Genomic DNA, 24,206 nt, shown 5'->3' on the forward strand with positions numbered 1-24,206 from the left:
TACCATATTTTCACTTATGAAAATAGCCTTCTAGAAAGACTTTTCTCCTAGAAGGCTGGATTTTTAAAGTTTGGCAAAAGTCGTCACAATCCGCTGACAAACTTCTTGCAGTAGAGATTTGGGCATGGCAACATTGAGGCGGGCATGAAGACTCCCTTCCTCCCCAAAATCTAAACCACGGTTAAGGATAACCTTGGCTTCATTTCTCAACAGCTCTTGCAATCTTTCATCAGTCAGGTCATAGGCTGAAAAATCAAGCCAAATCAAGTAGGTTCCTTGCGGTTTCATAACCTTGATTTTAGTCTCTTTTCCAAATAGTTCCACTACATAATTGATGTGGTCTTCAAATACTTGCTTGAGTTCCTCTAGCCAATCCTTCCCATAGCGATAGGCAGCTTCTGTCGCCAAATAACCCAAGCCTGAAATTTCATGCTGATTGTTGGCCAACTGGCGTTTCTGGTAAGCCAATCTCAACTTAGGACTTTCAATGACTGCATAGGAATTTTTTGTCCCAGCTATGTTAAAGGTTTTAGTGGCACTGCTCAAGACGATCGCAAAATCTTTAAAGGCTGGATTGATGGTATTAAAAGAATGGTGTTTGTGACCAAAGAGGGCCAAATCTTGGTGAATCTCGTCCGAAACCAGCAAAATACCGTGTTTCTGGCAGAGTTGACCAATCTTCTCCAACACTTCCTTTTCCCACACACGTCCACCAGGGTTGTGAGGGTTGCAGAGGATATAGAGTTTGACATCCTCTTCCACCAAATCCTTCTCCAGTTGGTCAAAATCAATCTCAAACAGACCATCCTTTTCCACCAAGGAATTGGTAATCAATCTACGATTGTTCAACTTGACACTGCGAGCAAAAGGTGGATAGACAGGCGTGTTAATCAAAACCGCCTCACCTTCTTGCGTAAAGGCTTGAATAGCTGTTGAGATGGCTGGTACCACACCCTCGATAAAGACAAGGGCCTCTTTGTCAAAGTGGTAACCGTGTTGTGTAGCTTCCCACTTTTGAACTTCCTTAATTAACTCTTCACTGGCATAGGTATAGCCATAAACCAGTTGATCAGCGTAAGTCTGCACGGCTTGGCGGATTTCAGGCAAGACAACAAAGTCCATATCTGCTATCCAAGCTGGTAGGACTTCGCTATCTGTTTCCGCCTCTTTCCATTTATAGGTATGGTGCCCTAAGCGATTGGGCAGGCTTGTAAAATCATATTTTCCCATCTTTATCTTATCCTTCCAAGGCTTGGCGCAAATCTGCAATCAAATCTCTAGCATCTTCAATCCCAATTGACAAGCGCAAAAGGTCATCTGTCAAACCATAAGAATGGCGCACTTCTGCTGGAATATCAGCATGAGTTTGAGTCGTTGGATAAGTAATGAGACTTTCCACCCCACCCAAACTTTCCGCAAAAGAGAAGACCTTGAGGCTGTTCAAAATATGCGGAATGCGTGTTTCATCTGTTACTTTAAAGGAAATCATCCCTCCACGCCCAGTATAGAGAACTTCCTTAACCGCTGGAGAATCCTTCAAAAAGGCAACCACTTCTTGGGCATTTGCTGTTGAACGCTCCATACGAAGAGACAAGGTCTTAAGACCACGAATCAATTGATAGCTGTCAAACGGTGACAAAACTGCCCCTGTCGTATTGAGATTGTAGAAGAGTTTTTCGTATAGTTCTAAACTATTGGTCACAACCACACCAGCCAAGACATCATTGTGCCCTGCCAGATACTTGGTTGCTGAATGAAGAACGATATCCGCTCCATCTTCAATCGGACGTTGGTAGATAGGGCTATAGAAAGTATTGTCCACCACCACTTTGGCACCCTTAGCATGAGCCAATTTGGATAGTTTTTCAATATCAAATTCCAACATCAAGGGATTAGTTGGTGTTTCGATATAGAGAACATCCACATCCTTTTCCAACTCGGCAATCAACTCTTCTTCTGTATTGGCATAGGTAAACTGGAAACGACCTTCCTGCTCCACTTGGTTGAACCAGCGAAAAGAACCACCGTAAAGGTCACGGACAGCCAAGACCTTACTACCTACCGGAAAGACGCTAAAGGCCAATACAATAGCTGACATCCCCGAGCTAGTGGCTAGGGCATAGTCTGCTGACTCAATAGCTGCCAAGACTTCTTCAGCCTTACTACGAGTTGGGTTTTTGGTACGTGTATAGTCAAATCCAGTAGATTGACCAAACTCTGGATGCTGATAAGTAGTTGAAAAATGAAGCGGTGTCACCAATGCACCTGTCGCTTCATCTGACTTGATACCCGCCTGGGCTAAAATTGTGTTGATGTGTAATTCCTTGCTCATACAATACCTCCAAATCTATAGTAACTATTGTACCACTTATTTGCATCAACTCATTTTCTTCTTTTCAAGAGCTAGTTATAGTTTCAAACTATATAAAAAACGACAGTTTCCTTTGAAACCATCGTTTTTCTTGAAAAATCCTTATTTGACATGTTTTGCCAATTCTTCTTGGGCTTTTTTATTGGATTCTTCTTTTTCTTTCAGCCATTTTTCTTTAGCTTTTTCATATTCGTCTTTTGTGACTGTCTTATCTTGTACTTTGAGGTATTTATATGATTCAATACCTTTATTACCAGCTTGTGAGAATGGTTCTGAGAAAGGAACTGTTTTTCTCAACACTGGTGTTCCACCCAGGGAAACGTTTGGAATGGCTAGAGAGCTATCTACCAACCAAGCTTGGATTTCAGCATACTTTTCATAGCGTTTTGCAATATCTTGTTCCTTGTTAGCTTCTTCCAGCATTTGAGTATAAACATCCAGCCCAACAGCCTTAGCCTTGTCATTGGCTTCACCTGGCTCTAAACCTAGATTTTGCAGAACACCACCACTATTAGTATTAAAAATATCGAGATAGGTTGAAGGATCTTGGTAATCAGGACCCCAACCACTGTTGTAAAGATCATAATCCTTCTGAGCTGCTGTCTGAGCCAAATAGCTTGTATTGTCATAATCTTCAGTAGTGAGTTGTTGAATATCAATTACAACGTTCTCTGCACCTAAGGCTGCTTCAATAGATTGCTTCATAGAATTTGCCTCTTGAACACCCTTTTTAACAGCTTGGTCAACTGTCATGTCCAAGTGGATAGGGAATTGGACTCCTTTGGATTGGAGTTCTTTCTTAGCCTCTGCAAATTTGGCTTTGGCTTTTTCAGCATTGTAGTATGGATCTTGGGCATCCGCAAAGTTGATTCCTTGCCATTCCTTACCATAGTTGACCATTTTAGAGGCTACTACTTCACCAAAGTCTTTGCCGTTGATGGTTACAAAATTAGGAGGAACGACTAGGTTACGCAAAATCTTAGTTGCTCCGTCTTCCCCTTGAGATTGAGCCCCGTAAGCTGTACGGTCATAGGCAAAGTTAATGGCTTGACGGAAGTTTTTGTTAAGAACTGCTTCCTGAGTCGATTTCTTTTCAGCATCACTTTTCTTGGAAGTAAATTTATAAGATTTTCTATCCAGGTTAAAGTTTAAGAAGTAAGAAGTAGGCTCTTGCAATTTATAGATGATATTATCTTTGTTCTTCTCTTTAATTCCTTCAAAACTTGAACTGTTCGGATAGAGACGAGCGTAGCTATAAGCCCCCTCGACAAAGTTACGAGCCAGTGCATCTTGGTCACTACCATCATAATAGGCCAATTTCACATCATCTACAAAGACATTTTTAGCATCCCAGTAGTTTGGATTTTTCTTGAATTCGATGACAGATTTTGAAACAAAGGATTTCATCAAGAAAGGTCCATTGTACAAAATGCTAGATGGGTCTACCTTCCCAAAATCATCCCCTTTTGATTTCAAGAAATCTGCATTGACTGGGAAGAGAATGGTTGATGTTGTTTTTGAGTTCCAGTAAGATTCTGGTCGTGTTAAGGTATATTGAACCGTTTGGTCGTCAAGAGCCTTAACTCCGACAGTTGAAAAGTCTGTTGTTTTACCAGTGATATAGTCATCTAAACCTGCAACGGATTCTTGCACCAAGTACAAGGCTTCTGATTTTTTATCAGCCGCATATTTCAACCCAGTGACAAAATCTTGCGCAGTTACTGGAGCATATTCATCTCCATCTGCAGTATACCATTTAGCATCTTTACGAAGTTTATAGGTATAGGTCAAACCATCTTTAGAAACACTCCAATCCTCTGCCAAGGATGGTATATAGTTCCCATACTGGTCATTTTCCATGAGACCATCTACTAGATTAGTCACAATATCATTAGTTGTTGCACGGTTTTCTGCTAGATAGTTCAAACTAGATGGATCACTAGTATAAACATAGTTATATGCTTTTGACGCTGTGCTAGAATTCCCACACGCGCTTAATAAAATACCTGCACTCAACACGACACCTGCAAGTGCTGCATACTTGGCTTTAGACTTTTTCATCTCCAGAACCTCCTGATTTAAATATTTGTCTTATTATACAACTCGAGTTTTATTTAGTCAATAGTTTTTTGAGTAAAATTTAAGAAAAATAAAATTTCTATCTACAAACTTTAGCTGTTATTCCACAAATTAATTAAAAAGAGAATAATCTAAGCATTTCATGATAGAAATGTTCAAATTATCCCTTTTATTTATAAATATTTTTTAAGTTAACTTTAATTTGATTCGTAAGCGATCTGCTTGGGCTTTTCCAATTACCTTATCCAACAAACGGGTACGGAGGCTCATGATTCCATAAACACCTCCACCCATGGCACCGACAAGAGCTACATAAAGGAAGCTCCACAAACGTCCACTTGGTTGGAAGACAAATCCTAAAATCCACTGCAATGTCCCAACTACTAGAAACATGAAAAGAGTTAACAAACTGATTAAAATGGTTCGCTTCAAAATCACCTTGCGCTTGACACCTGTTACTTTACAAATGTCCCGATACATCAAAACATTAGGAATAATGAGACCGATGGTTGTTGAAATCAAAGGTCCGTAACTGTGGAACAGAGCGATGGTTGGAAGTTGCAAGACCAACTTTGCAATGGAACCATAGATAAAATAGAGAACCGCCTTGCGATTGCGAAACATAGCCTGAAGCATGGGAGACAAGACCATGTACAAACCTAAGATAGTAGACTGCAAAACTGCAAAGACAAACAAGCCCATAGCCAAACTATCTGGCTTACCATAGAAGACTGTATAAAGAGGTTCTCCGACCATGACCACTCCAACCGTTGCTGGTAGCAAGAATAGGAAAAGCATGGTAATGCTGTCCTGAACCAGACGAGAAGCTGCCTTCAAATCCCCCTTGACATAGTTTTCAGTCAAAAGTGGCAAGCCGACACTTCCAATCGAAACCCCAACAGAAATCAAAATCATAGTGATTTTATTAGGATTGGCTGAGAAATAAGAAAACATGACAACCAAATCTTCATTACTATAGTTGGTAAACCAGCTCATACTATTGATGAAGGTCATCTGGTCCAGAATCTGGAACAGCTGGATGGCAGACCCTGTCAGGATAAAAGGAATGGCTTCCTTAATGGTATCAACCAATAGACGCTTACTATTAATCTTATCCCCTGTTTCAAGGACTTTTTTGAGTAAGCCTTCTTGAGCAAGGAAATAAATCAAAACTGCAAAACTGGCCACCATGCCGACAAAGGCAGCAAAGGTGGATTGGGTAACCGCTGCCAGATAATCTCCTGAACTGAGCTTCATAATGATAAAGGTTGCTAAGAGCATCCAGATAACACGAATGACCTGCTCAGCGATTTGGCTCATGGCATAAGGTTTCAGGTTATTCATCCCTTGGAAGAAACCTCGGATAACACTCATAGACGGGAAAATCAAAACCGCCCAAGACAAACTCTGCATGATTGGGATCAGGTCTTTCCCCACACCCGATAAGTCTGCTAGCCAAGGAGCAAAGAGATACAAGACTAGAGCAAAGACCAGACCTAGTCCCGTCATAAAGCCTAAAAAGCTCCGAATCAGGGCAAAACTGTGCTCTTCTTCTCGCATGGTATTGTACTTGGCCACTTGCTTGGCCACTGCAACTGGAATACCCGCTGTTGAAATCAGCAAGAACCAAGCATAGATATTATAGCCCATTGTAAAGAGACCATTGGCCGTAGCTGCATAAGATCCCATCCAGATGTACCAGGGGATAATATAAATAGCCCCGAGTAGGCGACTGATAAAGTTACTAGCCGTTAGCCAAGCAGTCCCCCGTAACATCTGGGCCTGCTGGTGATTGTTTTCGTTAGACATAGATTCCTCATTTTATTTTATACTCAATGAAAATCAAAGAGCAAACTAGAAAGCTAGCCGCAGGCTGTACTTGAGTACGGCAAGGCGAAGCTGACGTGGTTTGAATTTGATTTTCGAAGAGTTTTAATCACTAGGAAAAATTCCTCATCTCCCATTATAAACTTTTCCTTGTCACTTGTAAATTTACGACTTTCGGTTTACAATAGAAAGTATGATTAAGATTGAAACCGTATTAGATATTTTAAAGAAAGATGGTCTCTTCCGCGAGATTATCGACCAAGGACACTACCACTACAACTATAGCGATGTCGTGTTTGACACTATCTGCTATGACAGCCGCAAGGCTAAAGAAAAGAGCCTCTTTTTCGTCAAGGGTGCTGCCTTTAAGAAGGAATTTCTGCTTTCAGCCATCTCACAAGGCCTCGGTTGGTATGTGGCTGAAGAAGACTATGAGGTTGGTATTCCTGCTATTATCGTCAGTGATATCAAGAAAGCCATGAGTTTGGTAGCTATGGAATTTTATGGCAATCCACAGGAAAAACTCAAACTCCTTGCCTTTACTGGTACTAAGGGTAAGACAACAGCAGCCTATTTCGCTTATAACATCTTATCTCAAGGGCACCGACCGGCTATGCTCTCAACCATGAATACAACTCTAGACGGCAAGACTTTCTTTAAGTCTGCATTGACAACCCCTGAGAGTATCGACCTCTTTGACATGATGAATCAAGCTGTGCAAAATGACCGTACCCACCTCATCATGGAGGTATCCAGTCAAGCTTATCTAGTCAAACGTGTCTATGGTCTAACCTTTGATGTGGGAGTTTTCCTCAATATCAGCCCAGATCATATCGGCCCTATTGAACATCCTAGCTTTGAAGACTACTTCTACCACAAACGTCTCTTGATGGAAAATAGCCGAGCAGTCATCATTAACAGTGACATGGACCACTTTTCTGTGCTGAAAGAACAAGTGGCAGATCAAGACCATGACTTCTATGGTAGTCAGTCTGATAACCAAATCGAGAATTCCAAAGCCTTTAGCTTTTCAGCTACAGGTAAACTCGCTGGTGATTATGATATCCAACTGATTGGCCACTTCAACCAAGAAAATGCAGTTGCTGCCGGACTTGCTTGTCTTCGTCTCGGAGCTAGTCTTGAGGACATCAAAAAAGGAATCGCGGCAACTCGCGTTCCTGGTCGTATGGAAGTCCTGACTCAGAAAAACGGCGCTAAGGTCTTCATCGACTATGCCCACAATGGTGACAGTCTCAAAAAACTAATCAATGTTGTTGAAACTCATCAAACAGGAAAGATTGCTCTGGTCTTAGGCTCTACAGGAAACAAGGGAGAAAGCCGTCGTAAGGACTTTGGTCTCCTCCTCAATCAACACCCTGAAATTCAAGTCTTTCTGACTGCTGATGACCCCAACTATGAAGACCCAATGGCCATTGCAGATGAAATTAGTAGCTATATCAACCATCCTGTTGAAAAAATTGCAGATCGCCAAGAAGCCATCAAAGCGGCCATGGCTATCACAAATCAAGAATTAGATGCGGTTATTATTGCTGGTAAGGGAGCAGATTGCTACCAAATCGTTCAGGGCAAGAAAGAAGCCTATCCAGGAGATGCGGCTGTCGCAGAAAATTATTTATAAGATGATAAAAAATCAAGGGAAATGAAACCCTTGATTTTTTTTATCTTTATTTAAAAGCGTTTTTCAAACCTTCAACGGCACCTTCTACAGCACCTTTAGCATCTTCAACTACTTCTTTTGCCTTAGCAACTGTCTTTTCTACAGCGCCTTCTGCTTCAGTCTTGCTATCTCCAGTAACTTTACCAAATCCTTCTTTGATAGCGCCTGTTGCTTGTTCCAATTTGTTTTCAAGTGACATATGATTGTCTCCTTTAGTTTTATTCCGATATGTGTTACCGGTTACATATAGTTTATACCGAATACCAAGGAAAGTCAAACAATGTGCTCAGGATAAAAAATCAGAACAAGTAGAAAGTTAATCTCTCCTTATCAAAATCGACGGCCAACTCATACTTTCCATCTTCATTTTGGAAAAGATAGCCTAGGACTACTAAACTGTCCACAAAAATATCACGACGTTTCTGCATCAGTTGATCTTTTTTTAGAAATTTTAGCAAAAAAGTAGTCATGTATTTGAGAGCATACTCAGGATTAACATCTCCCAAAATGTCGTAAAGCTCCTGCTGTTTTTCCGTCAAAGGATACTGATGTTTGACCTTGTAGAAATAATTGGACAAGGTCATTTTTGTTCGCGCAAAGTCCGTCTGTTCAACTAAAATAGCTGCATTGGTTTGATTTCGTAATTCTGTCTCAAAACTCTGCTCTAGCAAAGCTTGATAGACCGGACTATCTTCGCTGACAAAAATCTCTTGATCCAGTTCGAGACTATCGAGTGATTCAAGCGTAGGAAGACTAAGGTAATAGCGCTTATTTTCCCGACGAATCAAGCCTGCCTTTATATACTCCTCCATGAGTTTATCAACTGCTACATCTGGAAATTGAGCCTTAATTTCCCGTAGAATCACATCCTCATGCTGGTCCAGATAGCGGATTAATTCTCCAAAAAATGGCTGTCTCGTCAAACGAGATGGATTAAAAATCTGAATCATGAAGATTCCTTTCTTTACATTCTAACAGAGGCGATGCTGCCAACTGACTGGGATTGGTCCCCGGCTGGTTCAGAGGAACAGGCAGACCTAGTTCTCTGTAATACTCTCTCCAAAAATCACTAATCTCCTGCTTCCCATCTCCAAACTTCATGGGAATGGTCTCAAAAATGGGGAGGATTTCTGCCATATACTGGGAACAATAGAAACCCTCACCATCTGGATAGAAAGAAGCATTGTAGGGCGCTCCAAGATGTTTACAAGCTTTTTCCTTCACTGACTGGATATCCATTTCTGGGTAGACATAGAGGTCGTACAAATGATTGGACTCAAAGAAGTCTACAGGTTCCTGACAGATCACACCAGCCTGCCCACTAGCATGATAAATCATCCCATCCAAATAGATAGCAACATGATTATAGTTGCCTGTGGAAGTCTGGATGGCCTGCCCCATATCTGACCCATTTCTCACAAAAATCAAATCACCATTATCTAACATGCTTCACTCCTAGAAAAAAAGGAGCCGAAACTCCTTTCGATATAAGGCAAACTAGCCTTTCCTGATTTGAATTGACACCCAAAATCTTAAGCATTGAAGCTTTCAGTCAATTGAGGTACCACTTGTTTCTTACGTGAAACGGCACCAGCAAGGAAGGCGTGGTTGTCTACAAGTTTAAAGTTGAAAGCTACTTCAACCTTGTCCATGTTAGCACCAAGTGCTAGGATTTCTGAGTTTGAGTTGACGATATCTGTAATCATCAAGACAAAGTCAGAGTAGCCGTTTGCTTCGTTGGCAGCTTGCATTGCAGCTTCAATTTCTGCTTGGCGTTCCAATACTTCAGCGATGTCAACTGTGTTTACTTGAGCAACACGGACATTATTTCCGTTCAATTCAAAAGTTTTAGCATCGATGTCAATCAATTCTTCAGCAGATTTGCTAGCCAAGTTGGTACCAGCTTTCAACATAGCCAAACCATATTCTTCCAAATTGACACCAGCCAATTCAGCCAATTCAGGAGCAATGACTGTATCTGTTGGGTGTGTTGTTGGTGATTTCAAAAGAAGGGTATCTGAAATCAAACCTGAAAGCATCAAACCAGCAATCTCTTTAGGCACAGCTACACCATGTTCTTTGAACATACGGTAAACGATTGAAGACGCTGAACCAACTGGCTCCAAACGCATGTAAAGTGGGCTTGCAGTCTCAAAGTTAGCCACACGGTGGTGATCTACAACACCATAAACTTCTACTTCAGCGATATCTGATACAGATTGTTGGAATTCATTGTGGTCAGTCAGGATAACTTGCTCTGCACCTTCTGCTTTGGCAGAAGTGATAACACGCGGTGCTTCTACACCAAAATAGTTCAAGACAAAGGCTGTTTCTTCATTTGGAGTTCCAAGGGCAACAGCTTCCGTATCCAAACCGTAAGCTTCTTTTGCAAGGTAGGCAAAGGCTACAGATGACCCGATGGCATCTGAGTCTGGATTTTGGTGACCAAATACTAGAATCTTAGACATGATAATACCTCATTTTGTTTATTCTCTTTATTGTAGCATTTTTTTCGCTTTTTGACAAAAGTAAGAGGAGTCAAAGGACTCCTTACGATTCTTCAAAATAACTGAGTAAATTTTTATCTTGATTTTCAGATAAAAATCTTTCCTTCTGTGGCCTCTTCTTACGCTTGAGAAGGGCTTCAGCCGACATGGCTTCTTCCTTACTGGCAAAACCTTGAGCATAGATAAGTTTGACTGGCAAGCGGGCTCGTGTGTATTTGGCTCCCTTCCCACTGTTGTGGACAGCCAGGCGTCTTCTCACATCAGTTGTATAACCCGTATAGTAGGATCCGTCACGACACTCCAGCACGTACATATAAGCCTTATGATCCATAATAAATCTCTTCAAGTTCAGGCGTATAAGAGCCATCATCATTGTGGACAATGAGAGGTGGCAAGACCTTAAAGCCACTTGTCGAGCCATCCTTGATAGCCTCAATCAAAAGCATATTGGCTTCCTTTTCTCTTTTTGGATAAACAAACTGCAGACGCTTAGGAGCTAGATTATGCCGTTGTAAGCTGTCCAAGATATCTAAAAGTCGATCAGGACGATGAACCATGGCCAAGCGTCCATTGGATTTGAGAATACTTTGGGCACTACGACAGATTTCCTGCAAATTAGTCGTGATTTCGTGGCGCGCCAAGAGATAATGTTCACTCTCGTTCAGGTTTGAATGAGGATCCACCTTGAAATAGGGCGGATTACACAAAATCATATCCACCTTACTTCCCTGGATGTAAGCAGGCATATTTTTCAAATCATCACAGATGACCTCCATCTGCTCTTCTAAACCATTCAAACGGACAGAGCGTTCAGCCATATTCGCCAAACGCTCCTGAATCTCAACAGCCAAAATCTGTGCCTGAGTCCGAGTGCTAGCAAATAGCCCCACTGCTCCATTTCCAGCGCAAAAATCCACTATCAAGCCCTTCTTAGGAAAACGTGGAAAACGTGACAAGAGAACACTATCCACCGAATAGCTAAAAACCTCTCTATTTTGAATGATTTTGATATCTGTCGAAAAGAGCTGGTTAATGCGCTCTCCTGATTTTAATAATTGTTCTTCTTCCATGGTCCTATTATAGCAAATTTATATTAACATTACAAAAGATAGAAATTTCTAACTAGTGCTTCTGATTCTTCAAATGTTGAAGGGCTTCCTTGGTCCAAATTGGCATCATTCGTTTGAGAGGAGCGAAGCCGTAGTTAAAACGGTCGCTTGAAAAGCGTCGCCGTCTCGGAAACTGGTGCTTTTCTTCCTCCAAAGTGCGGATAGAAAGACTGGCTTTCCCTGTAAATTCATCTAAATCCACTACTTGAACTTGAACCTCTTCATCGACTTTCAAGGCTTCTTGGATATTTTCAATAAAGCCTGTCCGAATCTCTGAAATGTGAATCAGCCCCGTATCACCCGTTTCTAACTCAACAAAAGCACCGTAGGGCTGAATCCCTGTAATACGGCCCTTTAGCTTATCACCGATTTTCATCCTAGTCCTCGATTTCAATTGTTTCAATCACGACATCTTCAACTGGCTTGTCCATAGCCCCTGTCTCAACAGCAGCAATGACGTCCAAAACAGCGTAAGACGCTTCATCAGCTAACTGACCAAAAACAGTGTGACGGCGGTCTAGGTGAGGAGTTCCACCTTGGTTGGCATAGATTTCTGCAATCGGTTCTGGCCAACCACCACGAGCAATTTCTTTCTTAGAATAAGGCAGGTGTTGATTTTGCACGATAAAGAACTGGCTGCCGTTGGTATTTGGACCAGCATTGGCCATAGAAAGGGCACCACGGATATTGTAAAGTTCTTCTGAGAATTCATCCTCAAATGATTCGCCGTAGATTGACTCGCCACCCATACCAGTTCCAGTTGGGTCTCCACCTTGAATCATAAAGTCCTTGATAATACGATGGAAAATGACACCATCATAGTAGCCATCTTTTGAAAGAGCTACAAAGTTAGCTACTGTTTTAGGAGCATGTTCAGGGAAAAGCTTAATACGCAAGTCTCCGTGATTGGTCTTAATAGTCGCAAGAGGACCTTCTACTGTTTCAATGCCTACTTGTGGGAAATGCAATTCTTTTTCTACCATACCAAATCCTTCTAAGGCATCAAAAATGCCATCTTCTTCCAATCTTTTTGTAATATAATCTGCTTTTTCTTTGATGTTATCATGAGAAATTCCCATTGCAACGCTGATTCCAGCATAATCAAAGAGTTCCAAGTCATTGAGGCCATCTCCAAAGACCATGACGTTCTCTGGTTTCAAGCCAAGGTGTTCCACAACCTTTTCCACCCCCGTCGCTTTGGAGCCTGAAATCGGCACAATATCAGACGAATGCTCATGCCAACGAACCATGCGAAGTTTATCAGAGAGACTGTCAGGCAAGTGCAAGTCATCTCCTTTATCTTCAAAAGTCCACATTTGATAGATATCTTCTTTTTCATGGAAGTCAGGATCCACGTCCAAGTTTGGATAAATCGGATCAATAGCCTCACTGATCATCTCAGTTCGAGTGGAGAGTTTGGCATCATGACTCCCAACCAAGCCATACTCAACTCCCTCTTGCTTAGCCCAAGAGATATACTCCTCAACATCTGACTTCTCAATCTGATGCTGATAAATGACCTTACCTTTTTTATCTTCGATATAAGCCCCATTCAAAGTTACAAAAAAGTCAGGCTTGAGTTCACGAATCTCCGGAACGACACCAAAAATCCCTCGTCCAGAAGCAATACCTGTCAAAATTCCTTTTTCACTTAATTGCTTAAAAACAGTTGGGATTGAAGCTGGAATAAAACCTGTCTTTGAATTCCGCAATGTATCATCAATATCAAAAAAGACAATCTTGATTTTCTTTGCCTTGTATCTTAATTTGGCATCCATCTCACTACCTCTTTCAATCTAACTCTTTCCATTATACCATAAAGTAGCTAAATCCCCTATTTTCAAAAAGTTTCCAGTTTTATTGTAAGTCCTTGGATAAGAAGAAAATAATTGTTTATGAAAAAGTCCAGCCAAATTCAACTCGACTTCTCATTCCAGAACTCGTGAAAAAAAGACCCAACCGGGTCTTTTCTTTAATCTTCGTTTACGAAAGGCATCAAAGCCATTACGCGAGCGCGTTTGATAGCTGTTGTTACTTTACGTTGGTTTTTAGCTGAAGTTCCTGTTACACGACGAGGAAGGATTTTCCCACGTTCTGAAACGAAACGGCTAAGAAGCTCAGTATCTTTGTAATCAACATATTCAATTTTGTTTGCTGCGATGTAATCAACTTTTTTACGGCGTTTGAATCCGCCACGACGTTGTTGAGCCATGTTTTTTCTCCTTTATAATTTTAGTTGTCCATTAGAATGGTAAATCATCATCTGAAATATCCAATGGATTTGTTGCTCCAAATGGATTTTCATCACGTGAAAAGTCTGGTACTGAATTTGTAGGCGCTGAATAGTTTGCAGTTGGTGCAGAGTAAGCTCCACCTGTATGACCCTCACGCACACTACGGCTTTCCAACATTTGGAAATTCTCAGCCACGACCTCTGTCACGTAGACACGTTGTCCTTGCTGGTTATCGTAACTACGAGTCTGGATACGACCTGTCACCCCGATAAGTGAGCCTTTTTTAGCCCAATTAGCAAGGTTTTCAGCCTGTTGGCGCCACATAACGACATTGATAAAATCAGCCTCACGTTCGCCATTTTGACTCTTAAATGTACGGTTTACTGCAAGAGTAAAAGTCGCAACTGCTACATTTGATGGGGTATAACGCAACTCAGCGTCACGTGTCATACGCCCTACAAGTACAACATTGTTAATCATAGTTTACCTTCTTACGCGTCAGTTTTGACGATCATGTGACGAAGAATGTCAGCGTTGATTTTTGAAAGACGGTCAAACTCTTTAAGAGCTGCATCGTCGTTTGCTTCAACGTTAACGATGTGGTAAAGTCCTTCACGGAAATCTTTGATTTCGTATGCAAGACGACGTTTTTCCCAAGATTTTGATTCAACAACAGTTGCACCGTTGTCAGTCAAAATAGAGTCAAAACGTGCTACCAAAGCGTTTTTAGCTTCTTCTTCAATGTTTGGACGAATAATATAAAGAATTTCGTATTTAGCCATTGATATGTTCCTCCTTTTGGTCTAATGACCCCAAGACTTTGCAAGGGGTAAGTGAGGTTCGCTCACAATAAACTATTATACTAGAAAACAATTTTTTACGCAAGTAAAAACTCTGAAATGCGAAAAAACGCCACATGGGCGTTTTCCTATTCTTACGGTTTAATACGGTGCAACATACGTGGGAATGGAATAGCTTCACGGATGTGTTTTGTACCTGCTGCGAATGTTACCATACGCTCAATACCGATACCAAATCCACCGTGTGGAACTGTACCGTATTTACGAAGGTCAAGGTAGAATTCATACTCTGTACGGTCCATACCAAGTTCATCCATCTTGGCCACAAGGGCATCGTAGTCTTCCTCACGCATAGAACCACCGATGATTTCTCCATAACCTTCTGGAGCAAGCAAGTCTGCACAAAGCACGCGCTCTGGATTGCCAGGAACTGGTTTCATGTAGAAGGCCTTGATAGCTGCTGGGTAGTTCATGACAAATGTTGGCACACCAAAGTGATTTGAAATCCACGTTTCGTGTGGTGAACCAAAGTCATCACCATGCTCAAGATGTTCGTAGTCAGCGTCTTCATCATTCTCATGCTCTTGCAAGAGGTCAATGGCTTGATCGTAAGTGATACGTTTGAATGGCTCTGCAATGTAGCGTTTCAAGAGCTCTGTATCACGTTCCAAGGTTTCCAAGGCTTGAGGGGCACGGTCAAGAACACCTTGAAGAAGGGCTTTTACATAAGCTTCTTGCAAGTCAAGTGACTCATCATGTGTCAAGTATGAGTACTCTGCGTCCATCATCCAGAACTCAGTCAAGTGACGGCGCGTTTTTGATTTTTCAGCACGGAATACTGGACCAAAGTCAAAGACACGACCAAGAGCCATAGCACCTGCTTCTAGGTAAAGCTGACCTGATTGGCTCAAGTAAGCTGGTGTTCCGAAGTAGTCAGTTTCAAAGAGTTCAGTTGAATCTTCAGCTGCATTTCCTGAAAGAATCGGGCTATCAAACTTCATGAAGCCGTTCTTGTCAAAGAACTCATAAGTTGCATAGATGATAGCGTTACGGATTTGCATCACCGCTACTTGCTTACGAGAGCGTAGCCACAAATGACGGTTGTCCATCAAGAAGTCTGTTCCGTGTTCTTTTGGTGTGATTGGGTAGTCTTGAGATTCACCGATCACTTCGATGTCTGTGATATCCAACTCATAGCCAAACTTAGAACGTTCATCTTCTTTGACAATACCTGTCACATAAACAGAAGTTTCTTGGCTCAAGCGTTTGATGACATCAAACTTCTCAAGTCCCACTTCTTCACCAAATTTTTCTACAAAGTTTGGTTTAAAGGCCACACCTTGGAAGAAGGCTGTTCCGTCACGCAATTGCAAGAAGGCGATTTTCCCTTTTCCTGATTTGTTGGAAACCCAAGCACCAATCGTCACTTCTTGACCAACATAGTCTCTTACATCAATAATCGTTACACGTTTTGTCATTATTTTTCCTTTTCTTTTATCTTTCCATAAATGCTTTCAAGCGTTTAACTGCTTCTTTAAGCGTGTCTAGGTCTGTCGCATAGCTGAGGCGGACATTTTCTGGCGCTCCAAACCCTGCTCCTGTTATGAGTGCCAAACCAACTTCCTCAAGAATAGCTGTTGTAAAGTCAGTCACATCCGTATAACCTTTCATCTCCATGGCTTTTTTAACATTTGGGAAGAGGTAGAAGGCTCCTTGTGGCTTAACGACTTCAAAACCAGGGACCTCACATAATAGCGGATAAATGGTATTGAGACGCTCCTCAAAAGCTTGACGCATGATGTCAACAGAATCCTGTGGTCCTGTTAAGGCTTCAATAGCCGCATATTGAGAAACAGATGTCAAATTTGAAGTTGTTTGTCCCGTCAATTTACTCATAGCTGCAATGATTTCAGGATCACCTACTGCATAACCAACTCGCCAACCCGTCATGGCATAGGCTTTAGATACACCGTTGATAACAATGGTTTGCTTACGAATTGCTTCTGATAGACTTGAGATTGGAACAAATTCATTTCCATTATAAACAAGTCGTCCATATATATCATCTGCTAAAATCAGAATGTCATGCTCAACTGCCCAATTTCCGATAGCTAGTAATTCTTCACGAGTATAGATCATACCAGTCGGATTAGATGGTGAATTGAGAACCAAAACCTTTGTCTTATCTGTCCTAACTAGTTCTAGTTGATCCACCGTGACTTTAAAATCATTGTCTTCTTTAGCTTGAACAAAGACTGGAATCCCTTCTGCCATCTTGACCTGATCTCCATAACTAACCCAGTATGGAGTTGGAATAATAACCTCATCTAAAGGATTGATTACAGCCATAAAGAAAGTATAGAGGGAGAACTTGGCACCTGTAGCAAAGGTAACCTCGTTACTTGCGACAGAATAGCCATAGTAGCGCTCGAAGTAGGTATTCACCGCAGCTTTTAATTCTGGTAGACCTGAAGCTACTGTATAGAAGGAAGCCTGTCCTTCTCGAATAGCTTTAACTGCTGCATCCTGAATATTTTCAGGAGTGTGAAAATCTGGTTGTCCCAAGGTCAAGAAAAGGACATCCTTACCTTGAGCTTTTAATTTTTTTGCTCTCGCATCACTAGCTAAAGTAACACTTTCTTCCATTTCTAAAACACGCTTGGATAGTTTCATAAGCCCTCCTTATTAACCAATGCTCCTGTTTCAAAATCTACTAGATAAAAATCAGAGCCTGACTTGACTTCCCAGATTGGCTTGTTTTTATAACGCCCAAAGGTAATCTTGTCAATCTCGCCAACTCCTTTTTCCTTAGAAAGAGCTTCTGCTTTTTCTTGTGAAATACCCTGATTTAGCTGATAAACGTAAATCTTATGGTCATCTTTACCAATCAGGACAGCAAGTGATTCTTGCTGTTTATTATGACCAAGAACACTGTAGTAAGATTCCAAGCCATTGTATAAGTCAACTTGATCAGCCTCCTCTAATCCTGCATACTGCTGAGCTAATTTTTCTCCTTCACTTTTAGCTGTTTGATAGGGTTTCATACTCAGAAACACCAGATACAGAAAGGAAACACTGATAACCACAAACAAAATCGTCATCCCTAGACCATACTGCCACAGTAGATTATTTTTTGCTTTATTTTGTCTTTTTTTCACTCGTCTATTTTACCATCTATTGGGCTTTATTACAAGTGAATGCAAGAACAATCGCACTTTATTTCTTCCTTCAAAGTAAACCGATTTTTCTTAGTTAAAACCGAGCAAAAAAATGAAAGACAACTCCAAAATCAACCTATTAAAAAACCTGAGCTTGGCACTCAAGTTTTCGTAATTTTTTTGATTTATGGAATCACTTTATCATCCATTCTTTTAGCCATTTTTCCTAAAAAGACAGGCAGTAGAAGGCTAATCAAGACTAAAAATAATCCTAGATAAAGAAATGTTAGCACAAAGCCTAAATTGTCAATCAACCACCCTGTCAGTGGGAAGAACACAATCATACTTAGGCTAAACATCATAGAGTAAACACTTAGCATGGTTGCCCTTACTTCACTTGGGAGCCGCTCTTGTAAATCATTGTCAAAAATCGGCTGAAAAAGAGCATATAGAGCATTACTAATCAAATAAACCAAAATATAGATTAGAGGTGTTCCAAAGTAGGACAGCATGTAGGTAACTCCAGTCAGCAGGACGAGAATAGGGAAAATCTTCAAGGCGGCATATTTCCTTCCAATCTTACTTGCTAGATAGACTGCAACAATATTCAAGAGACTTCCAAGTAGCATAACTGCTGAAATTTGCCAACTACTTAAATCTGGTAACTGATTTTGATAGTAAAAATAAAACATGCACATGAGTGTACCAACAATCTGAGACAAAATCATCCAGTTGAAGAGCATGGGATTTCGCTCCAACTCTTCCTTAACAGTCCAAATAATCTGTTTCATGGTCACACTATCAGTTTTTTCTACCTTGACACTGGGTTCTTTCAGCATCCAAATCAAGACAAGAACTATGATAGAAGTGGCAATCATGATATAGTAGGTCAGGTGCAATTGACCATGGACAAAAAATCCCGCCAACACTGTCCCCAAAGACCGAGTTCCTTCTGCTACTCCTGACATGAAACTTGAAATGGATAGATAGCGTTCTTTTAGTCCAGCCTCTACAGCCGAGTCATAGACCATTGCTGCGCTTGTTCCTGAATCAAAATTATAAGACAAGGCACTCACCACCATTGCTAGTGCATAAATCCAAAAATTTCCCTGACCAGCCAACATGAGAATAGAAGACATAATTCCTGCTATACGACTTAAATAAAGGTTGGTTTTATAGGAATAACGATCAGCCAACATTCCAGATGGAATTTCACAGAGAAGACTGGTCGTATGAAAAATACTTTCCAGAAGTCCAATCTGCCAAAGAGACATTCCGTTTTGACTGAGAAAGAGAATCCAAAAGCTGGTAATTCCTAAAAAAGCAAAAAATTCAACTCCGGCCATCAGGCCAATATTTTTCCGATAATTTCTTATTAACATTTTTTCTCCTTTAACAAGTGTATTATTATTTCTTTTGTCCGTCACTTGTTAATCTTTGCCTTACATGATCTCCACCCCTTTTAGAAGCATTCTTAAAATGCCATTATTTTCGTTTAATTGTTTATGAAATGATACCGGAAAAACTGTTTTGTAGTTTCTATTGCAAATTTTCTCGTTTATTTTAGCACTTATATCATCATATTACAAGAGAATATTGGAATACTCCTATAAAATCAAAGAAAACTAAAATCCAAAAAACAGTTCTTACTTTTCCAGTGGCAACTGACTAGAGTTTCAGCAATTTTATAATTTTCAAATAAACTCTGAGCAAATCTCTTGCAAGTCCTTTTGTTTTGTTGTAATATATTTTATAACAACGAGAGGGTTCTCGAAATTTTAAGCAAAAGGAGACACATTATGTCTAAAAAAGTATTATTTATCGTCGGATCACTACGTCAAGGTTCTTTCAACCACCAAATGGCCCTCGAAGCTGAGAAAGCACTTGCTGGTAAAGCAGAAGTTAGCTATCTTGATTATTCAGCCCTTCCTCTTTTCAGCCAAGATTTGGAAGTTCCAACTCATCCAGCTGTAGCTGCTGCTCGTGAAGAGGTTCTCGCTGCGGATGCTATCTGGATTTTCTCTCCAGTCTACAATTTCTCTATCCCTGGAACAGTGAAAAACTTGCTTGATTGGCTATCTCGTGCCCTTGACTTATCTGATACACGTGGCGCTTCTGCTCTTCAAGACAAGTTTGTCACAGTATCATCTGTAGCCAATGCAGGTCACGATCAACTTTTCGCTATCTACAAAGACCTTTTGCCATTTATCCGTACACAAATCGTTGGTGACTTTACTTCTGCACGTGTTAACGACTCTGCTTGGGCAGACGGAAAATTGATTCTTGGAGAAACAGTCCTAAACTCACTTGAAAAACAAGCTCAAGACTTGGTCGCAGCAATTCAGTAAAAAATAAAGAATTTTTAAAAGTCTAATTCAATTATCGCCACCTAATAGGGTGGCATTTTTAGACTCAATCAAGATTTTCAGAAAAACATCAGCCATCCAAAAAAACCTTGAGCGTTACCACTCAAGGTTTTTTGCAGTCTTTTCCATCATAGGAAAATCATTCTAAGAATATTCTTTCATTCGAGATCTATCACTTATCATCTTCTTTCGAGAAATTAGTGACTGCTTTTGGCTGATTAATCTTCTTTTCTTCGACCTACATATAGGCTCAATAGAATACCGCTACCTAGAAGAACAGAGATATAATCAGATTGGCTTCCAGTTTCTGGTAATTTGTCCCCATGGTTTTCTTTACCTGTAGTTGGTACTACTGGGTTAGAAGTTAATGGTGTTACCGGTTGAACTGGTACATTTGGATTTGGTTGTGTTGGAACTTCAGGAATGTTTGAAGTTGGTTTGTCATTTACTTCTGGCATACCAGGTACTCCGCCATTAAATTCTGGAATTTCATGAACTGGAGGTGTTGGCATTCCTGGCACTTCTGCTTCAGGAAGTTCATTCACTTCTGGCATTCCTGGTACTCCACCGTTAAATTCTGGTACTTCGTGCACTGGTGGCGTTGGAATTTCTGGAAGTTCTAATTCTGGTTTTTCATAAACCGGAGGATCAAGTGGTGTTACCCCTCCTGTATATTCCGGTAATTCATTAACTGGTGGAACTGGTTTGTCATTTGATGGTGTTACTGGTTTGTCTTGGCATCCACATTTACCATCTTTGCCGTCTTTGCCGTCGCGACCATCACGTCCATCTCGACCATCTTTGCCATCTTTAATAACTGTTTTTGTCACAGTTCCGTCAGAATTGATGATTGTGATTGTATGACTTCCATCTCCATTATCTTCAACAGAAACTTTTGGTGATTTACCATCTTTACCGTCTTTAATCACCATTTCTGTCTTACTTCCATCAGGATTTGTAATTGTAACTACGTGAGTTCCATCGTTATTATTTTTAACAGTTACAGTTGGTGAAACGCCATCTTTACCGTCTTTACCATCTTTGATAATAGATTTGTATTCACGACCATCAGAATCTACGATTGTTAATGTGTGAGTTCCGTCTCCGTTATCAACGATGTTCGCTTTTGGTGATTTACCATCAAAGATTGTAGTTGTAGTTTCTTTACCATCAGCTCCTGTCACTTTAATAGTGTGTGAACCGTTGTTGTTATCAATCACTTCAAGTTTTGGTTCTTTACCATCACGAACTGTGGTTGTAGTAGTTGTACCGTCTGAGTTCACAACTGTGATAGTGTGAGTTCCATCTCCGTTATCTACAACCTTAGCAGTTGGTGATTTACCGTCACGAACTGTGGTTTCAGAAACAGTACCATTACCGTTTTCTACACGAATTGTGTAAGTACCATCATGGTTGTCAGTAACAGTCGCTACTGGTGATTTACCATCTTTAATGATTGTTTCAGTAGTTGTGCCGTCACCATTTAGAACTGAGATCTTATGAGTTCCATTTTGTTCGTCAGTTATAGTAACTTTTGGTGATTTACCATCACGAACTGTGGTTTCAGTTGTCACACCTTGAGGGTTTGTAATAACGATTGTATGACTTCCGTCTCCATTATCACGAACAGATGCGGTTGGAGTACGTCCGTCAACACCGTCACGTCCATTCTTAACAACAAACTCATTCTTAGTTCCGTCTGGGTTAGTAATTGTTACTGTGTGGCTTCCATCTGGGTTTTCAGTAGTTGTTGCTGTTGCAGCTTTACCATCTTTACCATCTTTGATGATAGCGTTGGTAACATTACCGTCTCCATCTGTAACTTTAACAGTATGAGTTCCGTCTCCGTTATCCGTTACTTCAACTTTTGGAGTCTTACCGTCTTTACCGTTTTTAACAACTGTTTCTTTAGTTGTTCCATCTGGATTTGTTACAGTAATTGTGTGACTTCCATCTGGATTTTCTGTTGTAGTGATATTGGCAGTTTTACCGTCTTTACCATCTTTAACTTTAGTTGTTGATTCAGAACCATCAGGGTTTCTAACAGTAATAGAGTGTGTTCCATCTCCATTGTCCGTTACATTTACAACTGGTGATTTACCGTCTGCTCCAGAAGCTCCGTTTTCACCTTTTTCACCTTTTTCACCTTTGTCGCCTTTTTCACCGGCTACTCCTTGAGGTCCACGGATATTACCAATCTTGTTCCAAGAACCATTTTCTTTCTTGTAAACATCACCTGTATTTGCGTCGATATAAGTATCACCGTCTTTACCATCCTTAGCAGTTGGTGCAGTAGCTCCACTTAGTAATTCAGCACCGTTACGTCCGTCTGCTCCAGAAGCTCCATTTGTACCATTACGTCCATTTGTACCATTCAAGATATCACTTGTACCAATTAATTCATCCACACCTGGATCGTACTTACCGTTACCATTATTATCATAGTATGCTGTAATACGAGTACCCTCTACTGGTTGTGAACCTGTTGAATCTGAAGATGCTGGTTGTGAACCTGTTGAGTCTGTATTTGCTGGTTGAGCTGGTGTATTTCCTTCATCTGGATTATCTCCTACACTTCTTGCTCTTCTTGATGTTCCAGAAGGTTGTGGATTAACAGCTAATCCTGCACCTCTTCTCACTGCATCCGCTAATGCATTTAAGTCAATATGTGGTGTACGTCCATCTTTACCATTTTTACCATCTTTCACTGTAAAGGTTACTGGATCTTTACCTGGTGTTGTGATAGTTACAACAGTGCTATGTCCATCTTCTCCACGTTGAGTTGTCACAGTTGGAGTTTGACCATCTTGTCCTGCTGCTCCAGTTTCACCTTTGGCACCATCTTGAACAAAGACTGTAGTTGGTTGTGAACCATCATGGTTATCAACTGTGATTTCTACACCTTTATGACCTTCTTCATCCTTACGAACAGCTGTTACTGTTGGTGATTTACCATCTGCTCCATCTCTAATAACTGCTAGAGGTTTTTCTGGGTTCAATGGTTGACCTGGATGTGCTGGATCTTCTTGGTAAACTTTAGTTTCTTTACCATCTTTTACAGTAATTAATGATTTACCATCACGTCCGTCAGCACCTTTAGCACCATCTTTAATCATTTCTGAACCTAGAAGTTCATCAGTTCCTGGTGTGTATTTACCATCATTGTTTTCATCTGTATAGAATGTCACAATTGTATGAGATAGATTTCCGTTTTGTCCTTCGACACGAAGCAAATCAACTTTTGGAGTTTTACCGTTCAGACCATTTTCTCCGTCCTTAACATTTACTGTAACTGGATCTTTACCTGGAACAGTGAATGTAATGTCCGTACTATGGCCATCTTTACCTGGAGTTACAGTTACTTCTGGAGTCTTACCATCTTCTCCACGTTCACCCTTGTCACCTTTTGGTCCTTTGATGTTGCCTGCTGGTTCCCAAGTGTTACCTTTCTTAACGAATACATCGCCTGTTTGTGTATTTACGAATGTGTCTCCATCTTTACCTTGGTTCTCTTTTGGATCTACTTTTCCGTTTAATACTTCTTTACCGTCACGTCCAGATGCTCCCGCAGCTCCGTCTTGTCCGTCTTTAACTACTGTTGTTTGAACAAGTGTGTCTGTTCCTTCTGTGTAGTTTCCATCGCCATCTTTGTCAATGTAGAAGGTTAATGTTGTTTGTTTCTTCACTTCATCTCGTTCTGCTTTGACTTTTGGTGTTTGTCCATCTTCACCGTTTTTAACGATGGTTGTTAATGATGGTTTGTTATCTGGTTGCGTGATTGTGATGGTGTGTGTTCCGTTATTGTTGTCTGTCACAGTTACTGTTGGAGTGAAGCCATCTTTACCGTTCTCACCCTTGTCACCTTTTGGTCCTTTGATGTTGCCTGCTGGTTCCCAAGTGTTACCTTTCTTAACGAATACATCTCCTGTTTCTGTATTTACGAATGTGTCTCCATCTTTACCTTGGTTCTCTTTTGGATCTACTTTTCCGTTTAATACTTCTTTACCGTCACGTCCAGATGCTCCCGCAGCTCCGTCTTGTCCGTCTTTAACTACTGTTGTTTGAACAAGTGTGTCT

At 40.8% G+C, this 24,206-nt stretch carries 22 protein-coding genes; 2 read left to right on the forward strand and 20 right to left on the reverse strand.

Annotated elements, in window-relative coordinates:
- Positions 1-63: 63 nt before the first annotated feature.
- The 4 genes from D8845_RS06660 to D8845_RS06675 all read right to left on the reverse strand — a co-directional run bounded on the left by D8845_RS06660 (position 64) and on the right by D8845_RS06675 (position 6,259).
- Positions 64-1,230, reverse strand: coding sequence for a MalY/PatB family protein (locus D8845_RS06660; RefSeq protein WP_125452907.1), 1,167 nt, complete (start codon positions 1,228-1,230; stop codon positions 64-66).
- Between the two features lie 7 nt (positions 1,231-1,237).
- Positions 1,238-2,332: a cystathionine gamma-synthase gene (locus tag D8845_RS06665; protein WP_125452908.1), complete on the reverse strand. Its 1,095-nt coding sequence runs from the start codon at positions 2,330-2,332 to the stop codon at positions 1,238-1,240.
- 141 nt (positions 2,333-2,473) lie between these two features.
- Positions 2,474-4,432, reverse strand: a complete 1,959-nt coding sequence (locus tag D8845_RS06670; protein ID WP_125452909.1) for a peptide ABC transporter substrate-binding protein — start codon at positions 4,430-4,432, stop codon at positions 2,474-2,476.
- A gap of 204 nt (positions 4,433-4,636) precedes the next feature.
- Complete coding sequence (locus tag D8845_RS06675) at positions 4,637-6,259, reverse strand: putative polysaccharide biosynthesis protein (RefSeq protein ID WP_125452910.1); 1,623 nt, start codon at positions 6,257-6,259, stop codon at positions 4,637-4,639.
- 211 nt (positions 6,260-6,470) lie between these two features.
- Between D8845_RS06675 and D8845_RS06685 the strand changes: the two genes are divergently transcribed.
- Complete coding sequence (locus D8845_RS06685; protein ID WP_125452911.1) at positions 6,471-7,916, forward strand: UDP-N-acetylmuramoyl-L-alanyl-D-glutamate--L-lysine ligase; 1,446 nt, start codon at positions 6,471-6,473, stop codon at positions 7,914-7,916.
- A gap of 46 nt (positions 7,917-7,962) precedes the next feature.
- Here D8845_RS06685 and D8845_RS06690 read toward each other — a convergent pair whose 3' ends face one another.
- The 15 genes from D8845_RS06690 to D8845_RS06760 form a co-directional block, all read right to left on the reverse strand.
- Entirely contained in the window at positions 7,963-8,154 is a 192-nt protein-coding gene (locus D8845_RS06690) for a CsbD family protein (RefSeq protein ID WP_000051184.1), read from the reverse strand.
- 100 nt (positions 8,155-8,254) lie between these two features.
- A complete protein-coding gene (locus D8845_RS06695) occupies positions 8,255-8,905 on the reverse strand; it encodes a DUF1803 domain-containing protein (protein WP_125452912.1) in 651 nt (216 codons plus the stop codon).
- Positions 8,889-9,401: a YiiX/YebB-like N1pC/P60 family cysteine hydrolase gene (locus tag D8845_RS06700; RefSeq protein ID WP_125452913.1), complete on the reverse strand. Its 513-nt coding sequence runs from the start codon at positions 9,399-9,401 to the stop codon at positions 8,889-8,891. Before D8845_RS06700 ends, D8845_RS06695 begins: the two co-directional genes overlap by 17 nt.
- A gap of 86 nt (positions 9,402-9,487) precedes the next feature.
- Positions 9,488-10,423, reverse strand: coding sequence for a manganese-dependent inorganic pyrophosphatase (locus tag D8845_RS06705; RefSeq protein WP_125452914.1), 936 nt, complete (start codon positions 10,421-10,423; stop codon positions 9,488-9,490).
- A gap of 82 nt (positions 10,424-10,505) precedes the next feature.
- Positions 10,506-10,793, reverse strand: a complete 288-nt coding sequence (locus tag D8845_RS06710; protein WP_125452915.1) for a GIY-YIG nuclease family protein — start codon at positions 10,791-10,793, stop codon at positions 10,506-10,508.
- The gene (locus D8845_RS06715; RefSeq protein WP_125452916.1) at positions 10,783-11,532 is read right to left on the reverse strand and encodes a tRNA1(Val) (adenine(37)-N6)-methyltransferase; all 750 of its coding nucleotides are present in this window, start codon (positions 11,530-11,532) and stop codon (positions 10,783-10,785) included. The genes D8845_RS06710 and D8845_RS06715 overlap by 11 nt, the downstream gene beginning before the upstream one ends.
- Positions 11,533-11,584: 52 nt before the next feature.
- Complete coding sequence (locus D8845_RS06720; RefSeq protein ID WP_000689605.1) at positions 11,585-11,947, reverse strand: S1 RNA-binding domain-containing protein; 363 nt, start codon at positions 11,945-11,947, stop codon at positions 11,585-11,587.
- Position 11,948: 1 nt separating this feature from the next.
- Positions 11,949-13,349 (reverse strand): bifunctional Cof-type HAD-IIB family hydrolase/peptidylprolyl isomerase, encoded by a 1,401-nt coding sequence (locus D8845_RS06725; protein WP_125452917.1) that lies wholly within the window; start codon positions 13,347-13,349, stop codon positions 11,949-11,951.
- A gap of 194 nt (positions 13,350-13,543) precedes the next feature.
- A complete protein-coding gene (gene rpsR / locus D8845_RS06730; protein ID WP_000068664.1) occupies positions 13,544-13,783 on the reverse strand; it encodes a 30S ribosomal protein S18 in 240 nt (79 codons plus the stop codon).
- Positions 13,784-13,814: 31 nt separating this feature from the next.
- Positions 13,815-14,285 (reverse strand): single-stranded DNA-binding protein SsbA, encoded by a 471-nt coding sequence (ssbA, locus tag D8845_RS06735; protein WP_000609606.1) that lies wholly within the window; start codon positions 14,283-14,285, stop codon positions 13,815-13,817.
- Between the two features lie 11 nt (positions 14,286-14,296).
- Positions 14,297-14,587, reverse strand: coding sequence for a 30S ribosomal protein S6 (rpsF, locus tag D8845_RS06740; RefSeq protein ID WP_001151778.1), 291 nt, complete (start codon positions 14,585-14,587; stop codon positions 14,297-14,299).
- Between the two features lie 152 nt (positions 14,588-14,739).
- Positions 14,740-16,083, reverse strand: a complete 1,344-nt coding sequence (gene asnS / locus D8845_RS06745; protein ID WP_125452918.1) for an asparagine--tRNA ligase — start codon at positions 16,081-16,083, stop codon at positions 14,740-14,742.
- A 16-nt stretch (positions 16,084-16,099) separates the two neighbouring features.
- Positions 16,100-17,278, reverse strand: a complete 1,179-nt coding sequence (locus D8845_RS06750) for a pyridoxal phosphate-dependent aminotransferase (protein WP_125452919.1) — start codon at positions 17,276-17,278, stop codon at positions 16,100-16,102.
- Positions 17,275-17,763, reverse strand: a complete 489-nt coding sequence (locus tag D8845_RS06755) for a DUF5590 domain-containing protein (RefSeq protein ID WP_185757414.1) — start codon at positions 17,761-17,763, stop codon at positions 17,275-17,277. Before D8845_RS06755 ends, D8845_RS06750 begins: the two co-directional genes overlap by 4 nt.
- Before the next feature lie 185 nt (positions 17,764-17,948).
- A complete protein-coding gene (locus tag D8845_RS06760) occupies positions 17,949-19,145 on the reverse strand; it encodes an MFS transporter (RefSeq protein WP_125452920.1) in 1,197 nt (398 codons plus the stop codon).
- A 417-nt stretch (positions 19,146-19,562) separates the two neighbouring features.
- Here D8845_RS06760 and D8845_RS06765 point away from each other — a divergent pair, with 417 nt between their 5' ends.
- Positions 19,563-20,111: an NADPH-dependent FMN reductase gene (locus D8845_RS06765; RefSeq protein WP_185757416.1), complete on the forward strand. Its 549-nt coding sequence runs from the start codon at positions 19,563-19,565 to the stop codon at positions 20,109-20,111.
- A 236-nt stretch (positions 20,112-20,347) separates the two neighbouring features.
- Here D8845_RS06765 and D8845_RS06770 read toward each other — a convergent pair.
- The coding region (locus D8845_RS06770) for an SIALI-17 repeat-containing surface protein (protein ID WP_125452922.1) at positions 20,348-24,206 on the reverse strand (3,859 nt) is incomplete at its 5' end.

The organism is Streptococcus mitis, assembly GCF_003942865.1.
Lineage (GTDB): Bacteria > Bacillota > Bacilli > Lactobacillales > Streptococcaceae > Streptococcus > Streptococcus mitis_BI.